Annotated in this window: 9 protein-coding genes; 3 read left to right on the top strand and 6 right to left on the bottom strand. The window is 70.0% G+C overall.

Annotated features, from left to right (window positions below; genetic code table 11):
* Positions 1-90: 90 nt before the first annotated feature.
* Positions 91-2,670, bottom strand: a complete 2,580-nt coding sequence (locus tag CMC5_RS43995) for a hypothetical protein (RefSeq protein ID WP_050429309.1) — start codon at positions 2,668-2,670, stop codon at positions 91-93.
* Positions 2,667-6,233 carry a poly-gamma-glutamate biosynthesis protein PgsC/CapC gene (locus CMC5_RS04795; RefSeq protein ID WP_050429310.1) on the bottom strand — a complete coding sequence of 1,189 codons (3,567 nt, stop codon included), beginning with the start codon at positions 6,231-6,233 and terminating at the stop codon, positions 2,667-2,669. The genes CMC5_RS43995 and CMC5_RS04795 overlap by 4 nt, the downstream gene beginning before the upstream one ends.
* 327 nt (positions 6,234-6,560) lie before the next feature.
* On the opposite strand from CMC5_RS04795, the gene CMC5_RS04800 reads away from it, so the two are divergent.
* A complete protein-coding gene (locus tag CMC5_RS04800) occupies positions 6,561-9,011 on the top strand; it encodes a hypothetical protein (protein WP_179955509.1) in 2,451 nt (816 codons plus the stop codon).
* Between the two features lie 44 nt (positions 9,012-9,055).
* Here the strand turns inward: CMC5_RS04800 and CMC5_RS04805 are convergent, their stop codons facing one another.
* Positions 9,056-9,781 (bottom strand): PspA/IM30 family protein, encoded by a 726-nt coding sequence (locus CMC5_RS04805; protein ID WP_050429311.1) that lies wholly within the window; start codon positions 9,779-9,781, stop codon positions 9,056-9,058.
* 133 nt (positions 9,782-9,914) lie between these two features.
* Positions 9,915-12,665, bottom strand: a complete 2,751-nt coding sequence (ppdK, locus tag CMC5_RS04810; protein ID WP_050429312.1) for a pyruvate, phosphate dikinase — start codon at positions 12,663-12,665, stop codon at positions 9,915-9,917.
* A 186-nt stretch (positions 12,666-12,851) separates the two neighbouring features.
* Here ppdK and CMC5_RS04815 point away from each other — a divergent pair, with 186 nt between their 5' ends.
* Positions 12,852-14,063, top strand: coding sequence for an AAA family ATPase (locus tag CMC5_RS04815; RefSeq protein WP_050429313.1), 1,212 nt, complete (start codon positions 12,852-12,854; stop codon positions 14,061-14,063).
* 9 nt (positions 14,064-14,072) lie between these two features.
* Complete coding sequence (locus CMC5_RS04820; RefSeq protein ID WP_050429314.1) at positions 14,073-15,158, top strand: SAM-dependent methyltransferase; 1,086 nt, start codon at positions 14,073-14,075, stop codon at positions 15,156-15,158.
* Positions 15,159-15,179: 21 nt separating this feature from the next.
* On the opposite strand, the gene CMC5_RS04825 is transcribed toward CMC5_RS04820, so the two are convergent.
* Both CMC5_RS04825 and CMC5_RS04830 read right to left on the bottom strand, forming a co-directional pair.
* Positions 15,180-15,806 (bottom strand): hypothetical protein, encoded by a 627-nt coding sequence (locus tag CMC5_RS04825; RefSeq protein WP_050429315.1) that lies wholly within the window; start codon positions 15,804-15,806, stop codon positions 15,180-15,182.
* A gap of 53 nt (positions 15,807-15,859) precedes the next feature.
* On the bottom strand, positions 15,860-16,465 hold the full coding sequence (locus tag CMC5_RS04830) for a hypothetical protein (RefSeq protein WP_156338209.1): 606 nt from the start codon (positions 16,463-16,465) through the stop codon (positions 15,860-15,862).
* Between the last annotated feature and the right edge of the window lie 197 nt (positions 16,466-16,662).

The following is a 16,662-nucleotide window of genomic DNA, read 5'->3' on the forward strand; positions in this document are numbered from 1 at the left end:
CCGCGATCCTTGTTCACATCGGTCGTGCGGAAGCCGCCCCCCAAGGCGGTGAGACTGGCGGGGTTGGTCGGGTTTTCCAGGCTGGTGGGGTCACTCGTCCTCGACCCAGACGCGCGGATCGGTGGGTTTCGCGCCTGGGGGCTGGCCGACGAGGACCGGGCCCACCCAGAGGCGGTTGGCCATGCCGTCTTCTTTCTGGCCCTGGAGCCAGAGGCGCACGGTGCGCGGGCCCGGGCTGAGGTCGTCGCCGAGGCGGATGACGGCGCGGGCGATGCCGTCGACGCCGCGGCGGTCGGTGGCGGCTTCCCAGAGGGTGCCGCGGCCGAAGTCGCCCGTGCGGCCAGTGAGGATGCCTTCAGGGATGGTGATGCGGCGGAAGAAGGCGCCGAGGGTGGAGCCGGGTTTGGCGCCCTCGATGTCGTAGCGGACGCGGTAGGGGGCGTTGCCGCCCTGGGTGACCATGAAGAGGACGAGGTGCAGGGTCTCGCCCGGGTGCTGGTCGAACTTGAGGACCAGGGGGCGGGTGCCCGTGAGTTCGTAGACGTCGCGGCGACGAACGATGGGGCCGCCGTCGGCGGGTGCCGCGTCCATGTACGCGGCGCCGGTGCTGCCGAGGCCCTGGATGGCGAGGTGGTGCTTGCCAGGTGAGAGGTCGAGCTTGAGGGTGCCCGCGAGGGCGGCGATGCGCTCTTCGGTGGCGGTCTCGCCATCGACGACGAGGGAGACTTGCTTGCCGAGGCGCGCACGCTCGGCGCGCCAGGTGACGACGACGCGGCCCGCGCGGTTGCCAGCGGCCTCGATGAGGGCGTGCTTGGGGTCGATGAGCGGGGTCCACGCGTCGCCGGGGTAGGCCTCGCCCGGTGACTGGTACGCGGGGGAGAGCAGGCGGCGGCGGACGGGGGCGTGCTCGGGGAGAAGGGGGCGCTCGGGGACGTCGCCAGGGCCGCGGGCGCCTTTGCCGACCTTCTCGATGCGGACCTGCTCGCGCAGGTCGGAGAAGCGGTCGTTGCGCTCCAGTTCGTCGAGGTTGGCGGCGCGGATGTCGGTCCACTCGCTGATGTCGAACGGGGCGTAGCGCCAGGTCTCGTCGTCCTGGAGCTGGACGCGGTAGGGGATGCGGTAGAGGGTTTCGAGGACGCCGGGTTCGAGGGTGCGGAGGCGGACGTGGGTGCGGGGGTCGCCGGTGAGTTCGATGCGCTCGGCGCCGGGGGGGACGCGGAGGATGGCCATGCGAGGGTCGGTGGCGTCGAAGCCTTCGGACCACCACTCGAAGCGGGAGCGCGGGAGCATGACCTGGAGCTTGGCGAACTCGCGCTCGCCAGGGCCCCAGCGGGCGACGAGGTTGGCTTCACCGGCCTCGACGTCGGCGCCGAGGTCGATCTCGGTGCGGAGGAGGATGCCGAGGAAGTCCTGGCCAGGGGCGATGCGGGCGACGACGGGCGCCTTGGGGTCGAGGTCGAGGTAGCGGACGATGCGGACGTCGGGCGGGGTCTCGACGCGGAGGCCTTCCGGGGTGGTGCGGTGGAGGATCTCGCCGATCTGGACGCTGGCCTGGTCGCGGGGGACGGCGAAGCGGACGCCGAAGTCGGGGCCGAGGGCGTCGATGATGACGCTGCGGATGTCCTCGCGCTGGAGGAGGACGACGGCGCGGCCTTCAGGGCCGAGGACGACGGGGGAGGGGGCGACGTAGCCGTCGGCGATGCGCACGGTGCGGCCTTCGGGACCTTCGAGGTGGAGTTCGGCAGGGCCGCGGAAGTTGAGGGCGGCGGCGTGGCGCTCGCCGACGACGAACTCGCTGGTGCCTCGGCCTTCGGCGCGGGGGTAGGGGGTGCGGAAGCGGCGGAGGAGGAGGCGCGAGACGGTGTAGTCCTTCTGCTCGATGCCGGCAGCTTCGAGGCGACGGGCCCAGGTGGTGAGCACGCGTTCGCGGGCGAGGTCGGGCAGGTCGGCGAAGCCGAGGGCGGAGACGTTGCGCACGACGCGCTGGCGTTCGTCGGCGTCGAGGCTCTGTTCGAAGACTTTGCGGAGGGCCTCGCCGCGCTGGTAGCGGCCTTCGAGGCGGGTGAGGACGGTGAGGCGCGGCAGGACGGGGGGGACGTTGTACGCGGGGCGCCCGTCGGGGCCGGGCGTGGTCGGCGCGGGCTTGGCGCGGAGGCGGAGGTGGCCACCGCGCGGGAGGGTGTCGCGGGTGACGACGAGGGACATGCGTGGGTCGGTGACGGGGCCGCCGCCGTTCGCGAGGCGGGCGGCGTACTCGCTGCTGTCGGCGGGGCGATCGGGGTCGCAGCTGATGCGGCTCTCGAGGTCGAAGTCGTGGCGGGCGACCTGGTGGCCTTGCTCGTCGATGAAGGTGGCGGTGAAGCCGTAGGGGTAGCGGAGGGCGGAGTCGCAGGGGACGTCGTCCTGGGGTGGGAGTGCGGTCCAGGTGGTGACCTCGACGGCGTCGATCTCGATGGGGACCTTGACGACGATGTCGCGGTCTTCGTCGACGTGGTAGGCGAGGATCTCGTCCTCGGCGGGCGGGGTGCGGCCGACGCTGAGCGGGTTCTCGTCGATGTTGGCGAGGCCGAGGGCGACGACGGCGATGAAGGTGAGGGCGACGACCCAGCGCGGGTTGCCGACGCGGGTGGCGATGGAGCGGTGCTTGGCGGTGAAGCGACCGACGTTCACGGCGCAGCTCCTGGCGCGATGGCGGGCGCAGGGGTCGTGGGCGTCGAGGTCGTGGGCGTCGAGGTCGTGGGCGTCGAGGTCGTGGCCGGCAGCGGGATCTGAGGGAGCAGGATCTCGGTGCCGATCCGGATGGGGCTCGTGCCGATGGCGATGGCGCGTCGGAGGCGCTCGAGGGTGGGGATGCGCCGGGGCTCCTCGGTGGTGCCGACGCCATCGAGGGGCATGAGCAAGGCTTCACCAGGGCGTGCGGTGATGGCCCAGGTGTGGCCGCTGCCGCGGTCGTGTACGAGTTCGACGGGGCAGTGGGCGTGGCCGCGGGTGGCCTGGGCCTTGAGATCGTAGGGGTTGCGTTGCGCGGCGTACCAGCGGAAGCCGGCGATGGAGGCGTCGAGGTCGCAGTCGTCCGGTGCGCGCCGGCTGGTGCATGCAGGGGTGGGGTTGGCGAGGTCGCTCGCGCCATCCGTGTTGCCGGGGTCGCTGGGGGCGGGAAGATTGGTGCAGGTGGCGAGCCAGACGCCGCGGTCGGCGACGTCGCCCGTGGTGGCGCGGAGGCCGAGGCGCGCGAGGCGCTGGAGGAGGCGGTCTTCCGGCTCGGTGCGCGTGGTGTCGGTCTGCCCGGGCGGTGGTGGGGTGCTGCCGTCGTACGCGCGCCGTAGCTCGAAGAATTCGCGCATGCCACTGCCGAGGTAGACGATGGCGAAGCGGCCTTCGGCGAAGCGCTTGGCGTAGGCCATGCTGGCGTCGATGGCGGCGCTGTAGGGGACCTGTTCGCGGGTGCCGTCGAAGATGGTGGTGCGCAGGGCGAGGTCGTCCCGGAACGTCTGGAGCAAGGGGCGGGCGTAAGGCGGCAAGAGGTCGGGGCGGAACAGCTCGCGGCCGAAGGAGACGACGACGTCACGGTCGTTGCTGCGATCGGCCTCGATGGCCTGGATGGAGAGCGTGTTGTTGCCGCGGCCGAGCCAGAGTTCGTGCCAGCGCTGGTACCAGGAGCGGAGGCCCTCGCGGCGGCGGACGTCGGCCGCTCCCGAGGGATCGGCGGTGGGAAGGGCGCCGGCGATCATGAGGGAGCGTGCGCCCTCGGCGCGTGCGATGGCGAGGCCAGCGCCGAAGGCGCCAATCTGCCAGCGAGGAGCGGGGATCTGCACGAGGAGCGGGGTCCGGGTGTCGCTGCTGGCGGAGGGGGCGAGAGGGGGCGCGCTGCTGGCGCTGGGTTCGGTGGAGGGGAGGGCGGACGCCGTGGCAAGGGGCGCGGTGCCGGCAGGGGGCGCGCTGCTGGCGGAGGTCGCAGGAGCGCCGTCGAGCATCGCGGGGGTGTTCTCAGGGGGGCTCGTGGCGGCTGATCCTTCGGGACGCCTCAGCATGATCCAGGTGGGGTTGCCGCGGCGCGGGGGCAGGACCTCGCCTGCGGCTGCGGGCTCGTCCGGCGGGGGGTCGAGGATCCCCCACGCTTCAGGGGCGCCGTCGTCGGCGCTCCCGATGCTCACGGCGCGGAAGCCGAGCCGACCGAGGATGGCGCGCTCCCAGGGGGAGGGCTCGCTGTCGCCGCCGTCGAGCAGGCGCGGGGCGACGATGGCGTCGAAGAGGCGGAGCTCTTCGAGGGGGGGAGTGCGAAATGCGCCGGGTTCGACGGAGGTGAGCGCGTACATGCGCGCGGAGAGTTCTTCGGCGAGAGGGCCGGGCCAGCGGAGGGCGGGGGCTGCGCCCAGGCGGGTGGCGCCGACGCGCTCGGCAAGGGGGCGGCTGATGCGGAGGCGAGGCGCGTCTTCGAGGCGGCCGAGCTTCGAGGGTTTGCGGAACCGGAGGTCCATCGATGTGCTGAGGGCCTGGCCGATGGCGGCGACGGGCAGGCCGACGGCCGAGCCGACCACGTCGAGGGTGGCGCTCTGCTCGGTGGCGCGGGTCTCGAGCCGGAGGAGGCGGACGTCGCCGAGGTGGCTGGCCATGTCCTCGATGAAGGCTTCGTCGTGGCGGCGGATGCCTGGGTGGCGTGAGAGCATGACCACGCCGGTGGCGTCGAGGGCTTCGGCGACCTGGAGGGCGACGGCGGGGAGGGGAGAGCCGGGCTCGCTGGGGGCGGCGAGGAGGAGCCAGGCGACGCCGGGAGGGCGGGCGCGGAAGGCGGCGCGCGGGAGGCTGGGGGCGTGCTCGGTGTCACGCAAGCGGCCGCCGAGTACCGTCCAGCGGTGGCCTCGGGTCCCCTCTTCTTGGAGGGCGACGATGCCGGCGGTCTCGGCATGCCTCCGGGTGTTCTCGGTGAGCGCGCCGCGGTCGAGAAGCTCGCGGGCGGCGCGGTGGGCGATCTTGCGGGCTTCGATGTCGGCGAGGGTCGCGTCGGGGCTGGGGATGGGGCCCGGGCGCGGGATGGTGTCGGCGAGCATCAGCGAGAAGGCGGCGCTGCCGGTGGCGCGTGCGGGGCCCTGGGGAGGTGGGCCGCCCTGGGGTAGGACGCCCGCGCCGGGGGCGCTGCCGAGGCCCGCTGCCATGGGGGAGATCATGCCGCCAGCGCCGAGCGCGACGAGGATGTAGCCCACGGCATTGCCGACGAGGAACGCGGTGAGCGAGACCTGGATCGTCGGCATGATGACCACGCCGATGTGCTCCTTGTTCCACATCTTCACGGCGAGGAGACTGGGGAGCAGATAGCCGAAGCCGAAGTAGTCGATCATCTGCAGGCCCGGCGCCCAGCGCGCCGCGGCGAAGCCGATGAGAAGCTTGAGCAGGTAGCCGGCGATGTAGACGAACATCATCCGGCGCGGACCCACGAGGAGCATGCGCGAGAAGGGGGGGCGCGCGATGAGGAAGCGGGTGATGAGGTAGATGACCAGCGCTTCGATCGTGGTGGTGAGCAGCTTGGTGGGCTCGTACCAGGCGACGGCGAGCAGGGCGGGGACGAGGATGCCGTTGTAGTCCCAGCCGTAGAGCACGTTGGCGCGGGCGCCGAGCAGCGCGCCGATGACGAGGAGCAGGTGCGCCTTGGGAGACTCGAGGAAGGCGAGGGAGAGGCTCTCGTTCAGGACCTGGAAGCGCGAAACGGAGAGATTGGTCGTCCGCAGGATCACGCCGAGGATCGCGGCGGTGACGGCGGTGACCACGGCGAGGCGCGGGCCGGCCTTCTTGAGGCCGGAGTTCCAGAAGGCATTGGCCACGAGCGGGACGAGGACGAGGCCGAGGCTGTACAGCTCGCGCGAGTGGACGAAACCACGGCTCTCCGCGAGGCGCGGCACGGCGCTGCCCTCGATGGCGAGGCGGACGAAGACGGCGCCGACGATGAACAGGTAGAACCGCTCGCGGCCGAAGGCCGTCGACCACACACCGGTCTTCGACACCCACCGGCCCAGGAGGCCGACGAAGAGGTAGGTGAGGATGGACTCGAAGACGATGAAGGCGGCGGTGATCGGGGCGGCGTAGAAGACGGTGGCCAGGTAGCCAGGGACGACCAGGCCTGCGTACGTCCACCCGAGGGTCTCGGTGAAGAAGGTGCCGATGAGCAACCCGATCAGCACCGCCGTGTGGAGGCTCCGATCGAGTCCGTTGGGTGGAAAGATGTGAAGTGGGAACGTCATCGGGGGTGGGCTGCGCGGCGACTGTACGATCGGGGGCCGTGGTGATGCGAGCTGGGTGATCAGGTGCCCCAGACGCACCTACGATCTCTCACCATGGATGGCCGTGGGGTGGTTTGAAGTGGTTTGGCCCACGCGGAGAAGAGGGGAGCTGCCCTTCGATGTGAGCCAGGCCATGCGTCCATGACCAATGACCCCACGCAGGTGTCGCCTCCGCGGTTCGGGGCCGCTACCATGGCTAGTCGCGAGGGAACTCTTGGCATCCCCGCGAATGCTGGTTGCGAACCAGGATGTCCCTGGCAAGTGTGCTAGCGCTCTCATTTGATCACCATGGCCAACTTCTTCCGTCCGCGGATCCCGAAGCCATTCCGCACTGCGCGGCCGATGGCGTCTGGTCCCGCCCGGGGACTGCCGGCGTGGTTGGACGTCGACGCGGCGGCCATGGCGGCAGGGATGCTGGTGGCGGCGGTGTCCCCGCTCGCAGACGCCGACGCTGCCGCGCGCGCGTGGGCCCTGATGGCCGTGGGGGATGCTGCGCCGTCGGAGCGGGTGGCGCTGCTCACCGTCTCACCCGAGGCCTTGCGAGCAGGGGGTTGCGATCGCGCGCTGGCAGAAGCGCTGCGGCGTGGCGAGGCGCGCGGTGCGCTCTTGCTCGAGCCCACGGAGACGCTGTGCAAGCTGGAGGAGGGAGCGTCGCCTCCGGTCGCGCCGCTCGCCGTGAGCGACCTCCACCTGCGGGGTGGTTCGGTGGTGGGGTTCGGGCCTGGGGCTGCGGCTGCCTTCGGTGTGTTCGGTCAGGAGTCGTCGCCGTGGGTGATGCCTCGGGGTCGTGAGTCGGTTCCTGTGGTGAGCCTCGGTGATCTGGACCGCAAGGCGGTGCCGGCGACGGTGTTGCGTGGTCGGGTCGCGCTCGTCGCGGTGGGTGAAGAGGGCGCGTTGCCACCGGGCGATGGTGCAGCAGCGGCGCTGGGAGGACTGCTCGAGGGCGGAGCGCGTCAGGAGGCACCGCGCTGGGTCGCGCCGCTCTTCGTGCTCGCCGCCGGCCTGTCGATGCGGTTCGCGGTGCGTCGCGGGGTGCTCGCCGCGTCGGTCGTGATGGTGGCGATGGTGGCGGTGCTGCTCGGTGGGCAGGTGCTGCTGGCAGGTCGCATCCCTGCAAGCTTGCTGGCGCTCGCGAGCGCAGTGGTCGGGCTGGGACTCGCGTTTGCTGGGGTGCTTGCGGCAGGGACGCGCAGGACGTCCTCCGCAGCGCGACGGGCGGGAGAGCTGCTCGAGCGGACGAAGCAGGGCCGGCTGGAAGAGATCCGCAGCCTCCCCGACGCGGAGTTCTGGCTGCGGGTGGCAAGGCTCGCCGAGCAAGCACACCCGTCGGAGGTGGTGCTCGTGGCTGATCTTCCGCCTTCCCGGTGGCACCTGCGCTTCTGGAACGAGCGGCAAGGTGGCGAGCGGATCGTGGCCGAGCAGCGACGTGACGTTCGCCGTTCGCCGTTCAGCGACGCGCCGGGCGTGTACAAGATCCAGGCCCTCACGGGCTTCCTGTCGCGCGCGGAGATGCCCGTGATCGCCGTCCCGCTGCTCGCGTCGGGGGAGCTGGAAGGGTACGTGTTCCTGTGCGGGAGCGCGGCGGAGTCGGCGTTCGCTCGGGAGCCCGAACGCGCGGAGCGTCTGGGCCGCGAGCTGGGCCTGCTGGCGCGACGTCGGAGGCTGGCCCGCGGTGCAGCAGCGCAGGGCGCGGTGGCCGGTGCCGAGGAGGAACTGGTCGATGGGGTGCGCGGCGCGCTCGGGGATCTTCGGTTGCTGGGCGCGGCGATTCGCGGTGTGCCTGCCGCGGCGCTGGTGGCCGATGCGTTCGGCGACGTGCGGGTGGTGAGCCGTGAATTTGCGGCGTGGTTGAAGGGTCGCGATGTGGTGACGCCGCCTGATGGACCGGGCGGTACACTCGCGCCAGGCTCGCTGTCGCTGGGCGATGTGCTCGCGGCAGTGCGTGGCATCGGGGCGGAGAAGGGATCGAGTGGGCGCGCATCATCACAGATCCTCTCCCGGGTGATGGAGCGCGACGAAGGGCTGGACTTGCCGGTGACCGGACCGGAGCCGGGCGTGCTCCACGTGCGCGCGGTGCGCCAGGAAGCCGAAGGGCTGTCCTGGATCGCGGGTTACGTGGCGACGTTGACCCGCGCGGAGGTCTCGGCATCAGCGGCGAACGTGCGGTCGATCACGGGGCGAGACTCCTTCGATCCGCTGGTGACCTTCGCGCTGGGCGAGCTGGTGACCGAGGCGGTGACGGCCTGCGGTCGATCGTCGGGACGTCCGCTGAAGCTCGAGCCCATTCGGGGTGCGACGCACACGCTGGGGCATCGCAGCGAGCTGGCCCAGGCGCTCGAGGCTTTCTTGCTCGACATGTCGTCGCGTGCGCTTCCGGGTCATCAGCCGGTGGTGTCCGTGCGAGAGACGCCACAGGGGCCGCAGCTTTCAGTCCTCGACGTGGGCTTCGGCATGGGGTTGCCCGAGTCGGCGCTGGAGCGGGTGCTGGTCGCGCCGAGCACGGCGCCCGCCGGGCTGGAGACGCTGGGAAGGTTGATCGTCGCCGTCGAAGACAGCCATGGTCAGGCGGAGCTCCGCACGAACGACGGCTGGGGCATCACCTTGGTGCTGACGATGCTGCGAGCGCAGCCTCGGATGAGCATGGCGCCGGAGTCCACGCGAGCGGCGCCAGAGCGTCCTTCGACGCCGGAGCGCACCTCGTCTCCGAACGTGTTCACGCTGGGTCGGAAGCAGGGCTGAGCCTGCGAGGTGGCTGAACCTGCGAGGCGCATGCGCCCGCTGGTTCAACCCCCGATGCGGATCTTCTTCTTCAGCGCGGCGAGTTCGTCGTCGATGGCAGCGCCACCTGGCTTGTCCTCGCTCTCCGAAGCGCCACCGCGGCCCTCGAGCTGAGCAAAGCGGGCCTCCAGCTCCGCGGAGGACAGCCCTCCGCTCTTGAGGACATCATCAACCTCACGCGCTGCGGCGACCTGGGCGACCTGGCCCTCGATCTGATCCTCCATGCGGCGGAACTCGGCGAAGGCTCCGCCTCCGGGCTTGGCACCGAGCGACTCGGTGCCGCCTCCAGCTTTGGCCTGTCGGAGCTGGGCTGCGAGGGTGCCTTTCCTGGCTTCGAGTTCTTGCTGCTTCCCCTTCATGCGGTCGAGCTCGGACTTCATGTTCAGCACGGTGGAGCGCTGCTCGGCGCGCATGGCCTCCGCGCGGTCACGCTCGCCGACGACTCGCTTCTTCTGCACGAGGGCTTCACGCGCGAGCTTCTCGTCGTCGGCCTTGAGCGCCAGCTCGGCGCGGCGCTCCCACTTTTCGGCCTCGACGTCGAGCTCTTCCACCTTTCTGCGGAGCACCTTCTCGGCCGCCACCGCGTCGACCAGCTCCTTCTCGGCGGCGCGGATCTGGTCCTTCATCTCCTCGACGATGAGATCCAGCGACTTCTTCGGATCTTCCGCTTTGTCGAGGAGCGCGTTGACGTTGCTGGAGATGACCTTCCCCATCCGGTCGAAGATGCCCATGTAGGACAGGGTGCATCGCCCGGTCGCCCCTGTAAAGAGCGTGCGGGAATGCGGAGGGGGACGGGAAAAGGGGAACGATGCGCTGATGGTGGGCGCAGAGGTGGGCGTCGCGAGAGACGGCGTGCGGCCCGCGCTAGTCGGTCGCCTTTGGGCCGCCGTGCGTACCGGCGTTGAGGGCCGCCTGGGCCGCCGCGAGGCGCGCGATGGGGACACGGAAGGGAGAGCAGGACACGTAGTCGAGTCCCACCTTCTCGAAGAAGGTGACGGACGCGGGATCGCCGCCGTGCTCGCCGCACACGCCGAGGTGGATCCCTGGGCGCTTCGCCCGACCGCGCTCGGACGCGAGCTCGACGAGCGCGCCGACTCCGTCGACGTCGATCGACTGGAACGGGTCGCTCGGGAAGATGCCGAGGTCGACGTAGGCGCCGAGGAACTTGCCGGCATCATCGCGCGAGATGCCCAGGGTCGTCTGCGTGAGGTCGTTGGTGCCGAAGCTGAAGAACTCCGCGTGCTCGGCGATCTCTCCGGCGCGGATGGCGGCGCGTGGTAGCTCGATCATCGTGCCGAAGTGGAAGCTGACCTTGCGGCCCTTCTCGGAGAAGACCTGCTCGGCGATGCGGTCGACCAGCTCGCGCATCAAGGTGAGCTCGCGCTGGGTCATGGTGAGAGGAATCATGATCTCGGGGTGCACGTCGACGCCTTCTGCGGCCACGTCGCAGGCGGCTTCGAGGATGGCGCGCACCTGCATCTCGTAGATCTCGGGGTAGGTGACCGCGAGCCTGCAGCCGCGGTGGCCGAGCATGGGGTTGAACTCGTGCAGCTCCTCGTTCTTGCGTACGATTTCTGCCACGCTGACTCCGAGCACCTGGGCCATCTGCTCGAGCTGGGCCTTCTCCTGAGGCAGGAACTCGTGCAGCGGGGGATCCAGCAGGCGGATGGTGACGGGCAAGCCTGCCATCTCACGGAACACGCCCGTGAAGTCGTCACGCTGGTAGGGGAGCAGCTTGTCCACGGCGCGGTGACGCGCGTGTTTGTCACCGGCGAGGATCATCTCGCGCATGGCCTCGATCCGCTTCTCGTCGAAGAACATGTGCTCGGTGCGGCAGAGCCCCACGCCTTCGGCGCCGAAGTTGCGCGCCGTGCGGGCGTCGTGCGGGGTGTCCGCGTTCGCTCGGACCCGCATGCGCCGGACCCCATCCGCCCAGGCCATCAGCTCTCCGAACTCGCCGCTCAGCGCGGCAGGCACCGTGGGGATGGCGCCGAGGTAGACGCGACCGGAGCCACCGTCGAGCGTGATCACGTCCCCCGCCTTCAGCGACTTCGAGCCCGTGGGGCGGCCATCGTCGTCGTAGAGGGACACCGTGACGATGTCGCGACCCACACTCACCGACGAGCACCCGGCGACGCAGCTCTTGCCCATGCCGCGTGCGACGACGGCTGCGTGGCTGGTCATGCCGCCACGCGCGGTGAGGATGCCTCGCGCGGCCTTCATTCCGTGGATGTCCTCCGGCGACGTCTCGGCGCGCACCAGGATGACGGCCTTGCCCTGCGCTGCTCGGCGCTCTGCCTCGTCGGCGGTGAACACGATCTCGCCGGTGGCAGCGCCGGGGCTCGCAGGCAGGCCCCGAGCGAGGATCTCCTTGGGCGCCGAGGGGTCGAGGCTCGGATGCAGCAGCTGATCGATGGATCCCGGGTCGACACGCAGGACGGCCTCGTTCTGGGTGATGAGCTTTTCCTTCACCATCTCGACCGCGATGCGCACCGCAGCGCGGCCCGTGCGTTTGCCGTTGCGGGTCTGCAAGAGGTAGAGCGAGCCCTCCTGGATGGTGAACTCCATGTCTTGCATGTCACGGAAGTGGTGCTCCAGCCGGGCCTGCACCTCCATCAGCTGAGCGAAGGCCTGGGGCATGCGTACCTCCAGGCTGCGCTCGTCGTCGCTGCCGCCTTTCGACAGGGGGTGAGGGGTGCGTACGCCGGCCACGACGTCTTCTCCCTGCGCGTTCGGGAGCCACTCGCCGAAGAAGCGCCGCTCGCCGGTCGAAGGATCGCGGGTGAAGGCCACGCCCGTGCCCGAGTCATCCCCCATGTTGCCGAAGACCATGGCCTGCACCGTGCAAGCCGTGCCCCAGCTCTCGGGGATGCCGTGCATCTTGCGGTAGACCTTCGCGCGCTGGTTGTTCCAGCTCCCGAAGACGGCGTGGATCGCGCCTTCGAGCTGGGCCCACGGATCGTCGGGGAAGGACTTGCCCGTGGCGGCAAGGACGATCTCCTTCTGACGTGCGATGAGGCCGCGGAGGGCCTCCGGATCGAGCGCCGAGTCGGGCACCTTGCGCTCCAGCTCGGCGTTGTTGAGCCGGGAGTGATCGATCTTCAGTGCCGTGGCGGCCTTCCTGCGGGCAGTGACGAGCGCTTCTTCGAACTGCTCGCGCTCCACGCCCAGCACCACGCCGGCGTACGTCAGGATGAAGCGCCGGTAGGCGTCGAGCGCGAACCGTTCGTTGCCCGTCCGCTCGGCGAGGCCAGCGACGATGGCGTCGTTCAGCCCGAGATTCAGGATGGTGTCCATCATCCCCGGCATCGAGGCGCGCGCACCCGAGCGGACCGAGACGAGGAGGGGCGCGGTGGTGCTCCCGAACCCGCCACCGACGATCTTCTCGACGCGTCCGATGGCCTCTCGCAGCTCCTCCTCGACCCCATCGGGCAGCGCACCGCCGCCAGCGTAGAAAGCGGTGCAGACCTCGGTGGTGAGGGTGAACCCTGGCGGTACCGGCACACCGAGGCGGCTCATCTCGGCGAGCCCAGCGCCTTTACCCCCGAGGAGGGCCTTCATCGTTGCGTCGCCGTCTGCCCGCCCAGCTCCGAAGAAGTAGATCGAACTCACCATGTTCCGGCGACGCTAGATCGTCTGTGCCGATGGTGTCGAGGCCCGAGCGCGGGCGCTGCGCGCATCGTGAATCCTCCGCGCAGGGCGCAACGTGCTCGGTCGGCGTGGCATCGTGACGGTGCGGCCCTGGACATCCGGACCTCGTACCGGCACCATGCAGCAGGCCGATCCTGTGAGCCCAAGACGATGCTGACCTCCCTCCGGCTTCGGAACTTCAAGAGCTTCTCCGACCAGACCGTGGAGCTTTCGCCGCTCACGGTGCTGCTCGGCGCCAACGCCTCGGGGAAGAGCAACTTCCTCGACGCGATACGACTCCTTCAAGGCATCGGGCTCGACCTGCCGCTCGCCGACGTGCTCCGGGGGCGCACCGAGGGAGGGCGGGAGATCTGGCCAGGCCTGCGGGGGCGTGCCGAGGAGGTCGCGCGCGGCGGAGCGAAAAGCTTCACGCTCGAGAGCCGCTGGGCGCTGGGGCGCGAAGAGCTGACCCACGAGATCACGGTGCGTGTCGGCTCGGAGCCGCTCGTGGAGCACGAGGCGTTGCGCGCGCAGGGATTGGGAGTGCTGTTCGATACGCCGGCGATGTCGCTGAAAGGGTGGGACGGCTTCGGTCCGGGTTCGAGCCCTTCGAAGCGAGGTCGCTCACTTCGCGCGGGCAGTGACCGGCACCCGGCGCGGCGGAGCCTGCTCGGCCAGATCGAGCACCACCGTGGGCGCGGTGAGGGTGTGCGCCTGAATGACGTGGTGGAGCTGTGCCATGCCCTGCAGCAGGCGATGCGCAGCACCTTGTCCCTCGACCTGTCGCCGTCCCGCATGCGTGGCTACGCCCATCGTTCGCTCGATCATCTCGGGACCGCCGGTGAGAACCTCTCGGCCACGATGCATCGCATCTGTCAGGACGAGGGGAGGAAGGCCGAGCTCCTGGGCCTGCTGTCGGCGCTCTACGCACCCGAACGGGTGGGTATAGAATTCATCGAGACCGACCTCGGGGACGTGCTGATGTGCATCCTGGAGCAGGACGAGGTCCGCATCTCCGCGCGCAGCCTCTCCGATGGCGTCCTCCGGATTCTCGGCAAGATCGCGGCCGTGTTGACCGCACCCGAAGGCTCGTTGGTCTTGATGGAGGAGCTGGAGCAGGGGTTGCACCCAGCGCAGGTGCGGCGGCTGGTCCAGATCCTGGAAGGCGCAACCCAGACGAGCGGCCAGGTGGTGGCCACGACCTATGCGCCCTCGACGCTCCGGGCGATGTCGAGAGACACGCTGGGGCGCGCGGTGGTCTTCGGACGCCGGGCGGGGGTACCGGGTACGGTGGCGCAGCGGCTCGGCACCTTGCCCGAGTTCGATGTGCTGCTGGCGAAGGGGGTCGAGCACCTGTTCGAGGCCCACTGGCCGGAGACCTGAAGCGACTCCATGCAGGACGACGTGAAGAAGGGGCCGAGCGCGCCCCGGGAGCTGCGCTTCGAGGCGCAGCGCATCGCTTTCGGGCCCATGATGTTCCACGCCGCGATGCTGCTGAGGGACCTCGGCATCCTCGCGGTGCTCAAGTCGGCCGGCGCTGCGGGGCTCCGCGTGGAAGCGATGGCGCACGAGGCTGGCGTCTCGGTGTACGGCGCGCGGGTGCTCATCGAGGCGGGGCTGGGGATGGCGTTCGTGGAGCCTGTGGGCACCCTGGAGCCCGAGGGGCCTTACCGTCTCGCGCCGCTCGGTTCGGTCTTTCTTCAGGACGCGATGACCCGCGCGAACGCCGACTTCGTGCGCGACGTCTGCTACGCCGGCATGCCGCAGCTGGAGGCGTCGATTCGCGAGGGGCGGCCCGCCGGGCTCGCGGTGTTCGGCGACTGGCCGACGATCTACGAGGGGCTGAGCAAGCTTCCTCCGAAGGCGCAGGAGAGCTGGTTCCGCTTCGATCACTACTACTCCGACAGCGCCTTCCCGGCGGTGCTGCCGCGGGTGTTTCAGGACCGGCCGCGCCGACTTCTCGACGTGGGAGGCAACACGGGTCGGTTCGCGTTGCAGTGCGTGCGCCATGACGCTGACGTTCAGGTGACGATCCTCGACTTGCCGGGTCAGCTCGCGAAGGCTGCGGAGAATGTGACCGCTGCCGGGTTCGCGGGGCGTGTCGGGGGGCATGCCCTCGATCTCCTCGATGCGACGCAGCCCTTCCCCACCGGCTTTGATGTCGTGTGGATGAGCCAGTTTCTGTGCTGCTTTCCGGAGGAGGACGTGGTGCAGCTCGTGCGCCGCGGCGCTGCGGCACTCGCCCCTCAGGGCTCGCTCTACATCCTCGACACCTACTGGGATCGTCAGCGGAACGCCGCGGCGGCCTACTGCCTGCAGGCGACCTCGCTGTACTTCACCGCGCTCGCCAACGGGACGAGCCGGATGTACCACTCGCGCGATCTGATTCGCTGCGTGGAAGCGGCGGGGCTCGAGATCCAGGAAGACGTGGATGGGCTGGGGATCAGCCACACCCTCTTCCGCTGTCGGCCTCGCTGACGCATCGAGACGTCAGGGGGCTCAGTACACCTTGCAGCGACCAGCGCCAGTCGTTCGCGCATAGGGGAGCGCACCGCTCCGCCCCTTCACGTAGATCGCGCCTCCCGCTGCCGGCCGTGGAATCACCGCTCCAGCAGCGAGCGGGCGCCCCTCCGGGAGTTCTTCCACTTCCACGATGAGATCGTTGCCTTCCTGATCGACGGCCGAGATGGAGGGGCGCCGCTTTTCCTCGTCGGCGTTACCCCCTGGACAGGTCACGCCGCGCGCGCTCAACGCGAAGGCGAGCGCGCGTTCATCGACCTCCGGGGCGCCTGCCACCCACTGGAAGCGACGGTCCTGGAGGTCGCCTACCTCGACGGCGAGGCAGCTGCATCGCTCCTTCCGGTTCGGGGAGGGAGCCAGCATCAGATCATGACGCACCCCGATCAAGGCGGACGGTGCCTCCTTGTTGCTGGACGTCGTGAGCGGGTCGGCCACGAGGGCGCTCTGATTCAGCTCTTCGGTGCGTCGCCCTTTTTGAGGGGTCCCCTCTTCGGTCGTCGAGAAGCTCCAGAACGAATCGGCCGCCGTGTGCCCGCTCCCACTGCAAGCCGCCGTGAGGGACACGGAAGCCACCGCCGGAAGCAACCAGGAGCGCTGGGACAGCATGCACCTCGATCTTGGCACCCGGTCAGGGGGAGGGACAAGTAACCGACCGTGGCTCAGGTCCCAGCGTCGCCGTCGTGCAGGGATCGCACGCCGACGCCCGTTTCGCGGCGGACCAGGGTCCTGGGCAGCCGCACCATTGCGAAACGCGCCGTCACCCCGACGAGTCCGGACGAGGTGGCGATGCGGTTGAGCACGGAGAGCGCCTCCGGCAACGTCAGATCTTCGTGCCCGAGCTCCAGCGCGGCCGCCGCCTCCGTCACGATCTGGTGGCTGGTCTCGGCGCCGATGGCAGGCGCCAGCAGCGACTTCAAACGATCGATCGAGACATGAGGCCCAGCACCCGGTTGCGCTTCTGTGCTGTCACTGGCGTCACTGGGGACCTCCTCGTGAGGAGGCAAGATCGATGGCTTCGTGAGCTGGTCGTAGGCGGCCCGTGCGGCCACGGCCAAGGCGCCATTCCCCTGGGCGAGGCGGCTCAGGATTGCGAGACCCTCCTCCCACGTGAGGTCGTCGAGCCAGGCGAGCGCCTTGGTACGGAGTCCGAGGTCCTGAGCCGCGTCGAGGATGACGCCACGGCTTCGCTCGGGACCCAGCGCTGGAGAGAGCAGCGCCACGAGCTCTCTCGTGGAGAGTGACGCGGGAGGGGAGGAGCGCCTCATCGCGTCCGTCCTCCTGCTGTCGACCAACGGGAACGCTGGCTCCGCCCTGACGCGATGAATCTGCGTCCGGCGCACGAGGGGGCTGTCGGCGGAGCCGCCCAGCTCACCGTCCTGGCGGTCATGACCCATGTCCTCACGCCCCCAGTTTACCTCTCTCGTTCCGCCTGGCTGCTTTCTTCCTGCATGCGAGGTGCGCG

The organism is Chondromyces crocatus (genome assembly GCF_001189295.1).
GTDB classification, from domain to species: Bacteria; Myxococcota_A; Polyangia; order Polyangiales; family Polyangiaceae; genus Chondromyces; species Chondromyces crocatus.

Coding starts and splice junctions, on each gene's coding strand:
- CMC5_RS04830 (WP_156338209.1), bottom strand. CDS start 16,465: ATGAGGCGCTCCTCCCCTCCCGCGTCACTCTCCACGAGAGAGCTCGTG.
- CMC5_RS04825 (WP_050429315.1), bottom strand. CDS start 15,806: ATGCTGTCCCAGCGCTCCTGGTTGCTTCCGGCGGTGGCTTCCGTGTCC.
- CMC5_RS04820 (WP_050429314.1), top strand. CDS start 14,073: ATGCAGGACGACGTGAAGAAGGGGCCGAGCGCGCCCCGGGAGCTGCGC.
- CMC5_RS04795 (WP_050429310.1), bottom strand. CDS start 6,233: ATGACGTTCCCACTTCACATCTTTCCACCCAACGGACTCGATCGGAGC.
- CMC5_RS04800 (WP_179955509.1), top strand. CDS start 6,561: ATGGCCAACTTCTTCCGTCCGCGGATCCCGAAGCCATTCCGCACTGCG.
- ppdK (WP_050429312.1), bottom strand. CDS start 12,665: ATGGTGAGTTCGATCTACTTCTTCGGAGCTGGGCGGGCAGACGGCGAC.
- CMC5_RS04805 (WP_050429311.1), bottom strand. CDS start 9,781: ATGGGCATCTTCGACCGGATGGGGAAGGTCATCTCCAGCAACGTCAAC.
- CMC5_RS04815 (WP_050429313.1), top strand. CDS start 12,852: ATGCTGACCTCCCTCCGGCTTCGGAACTTCAAGAGCTTCTCCGACCAG.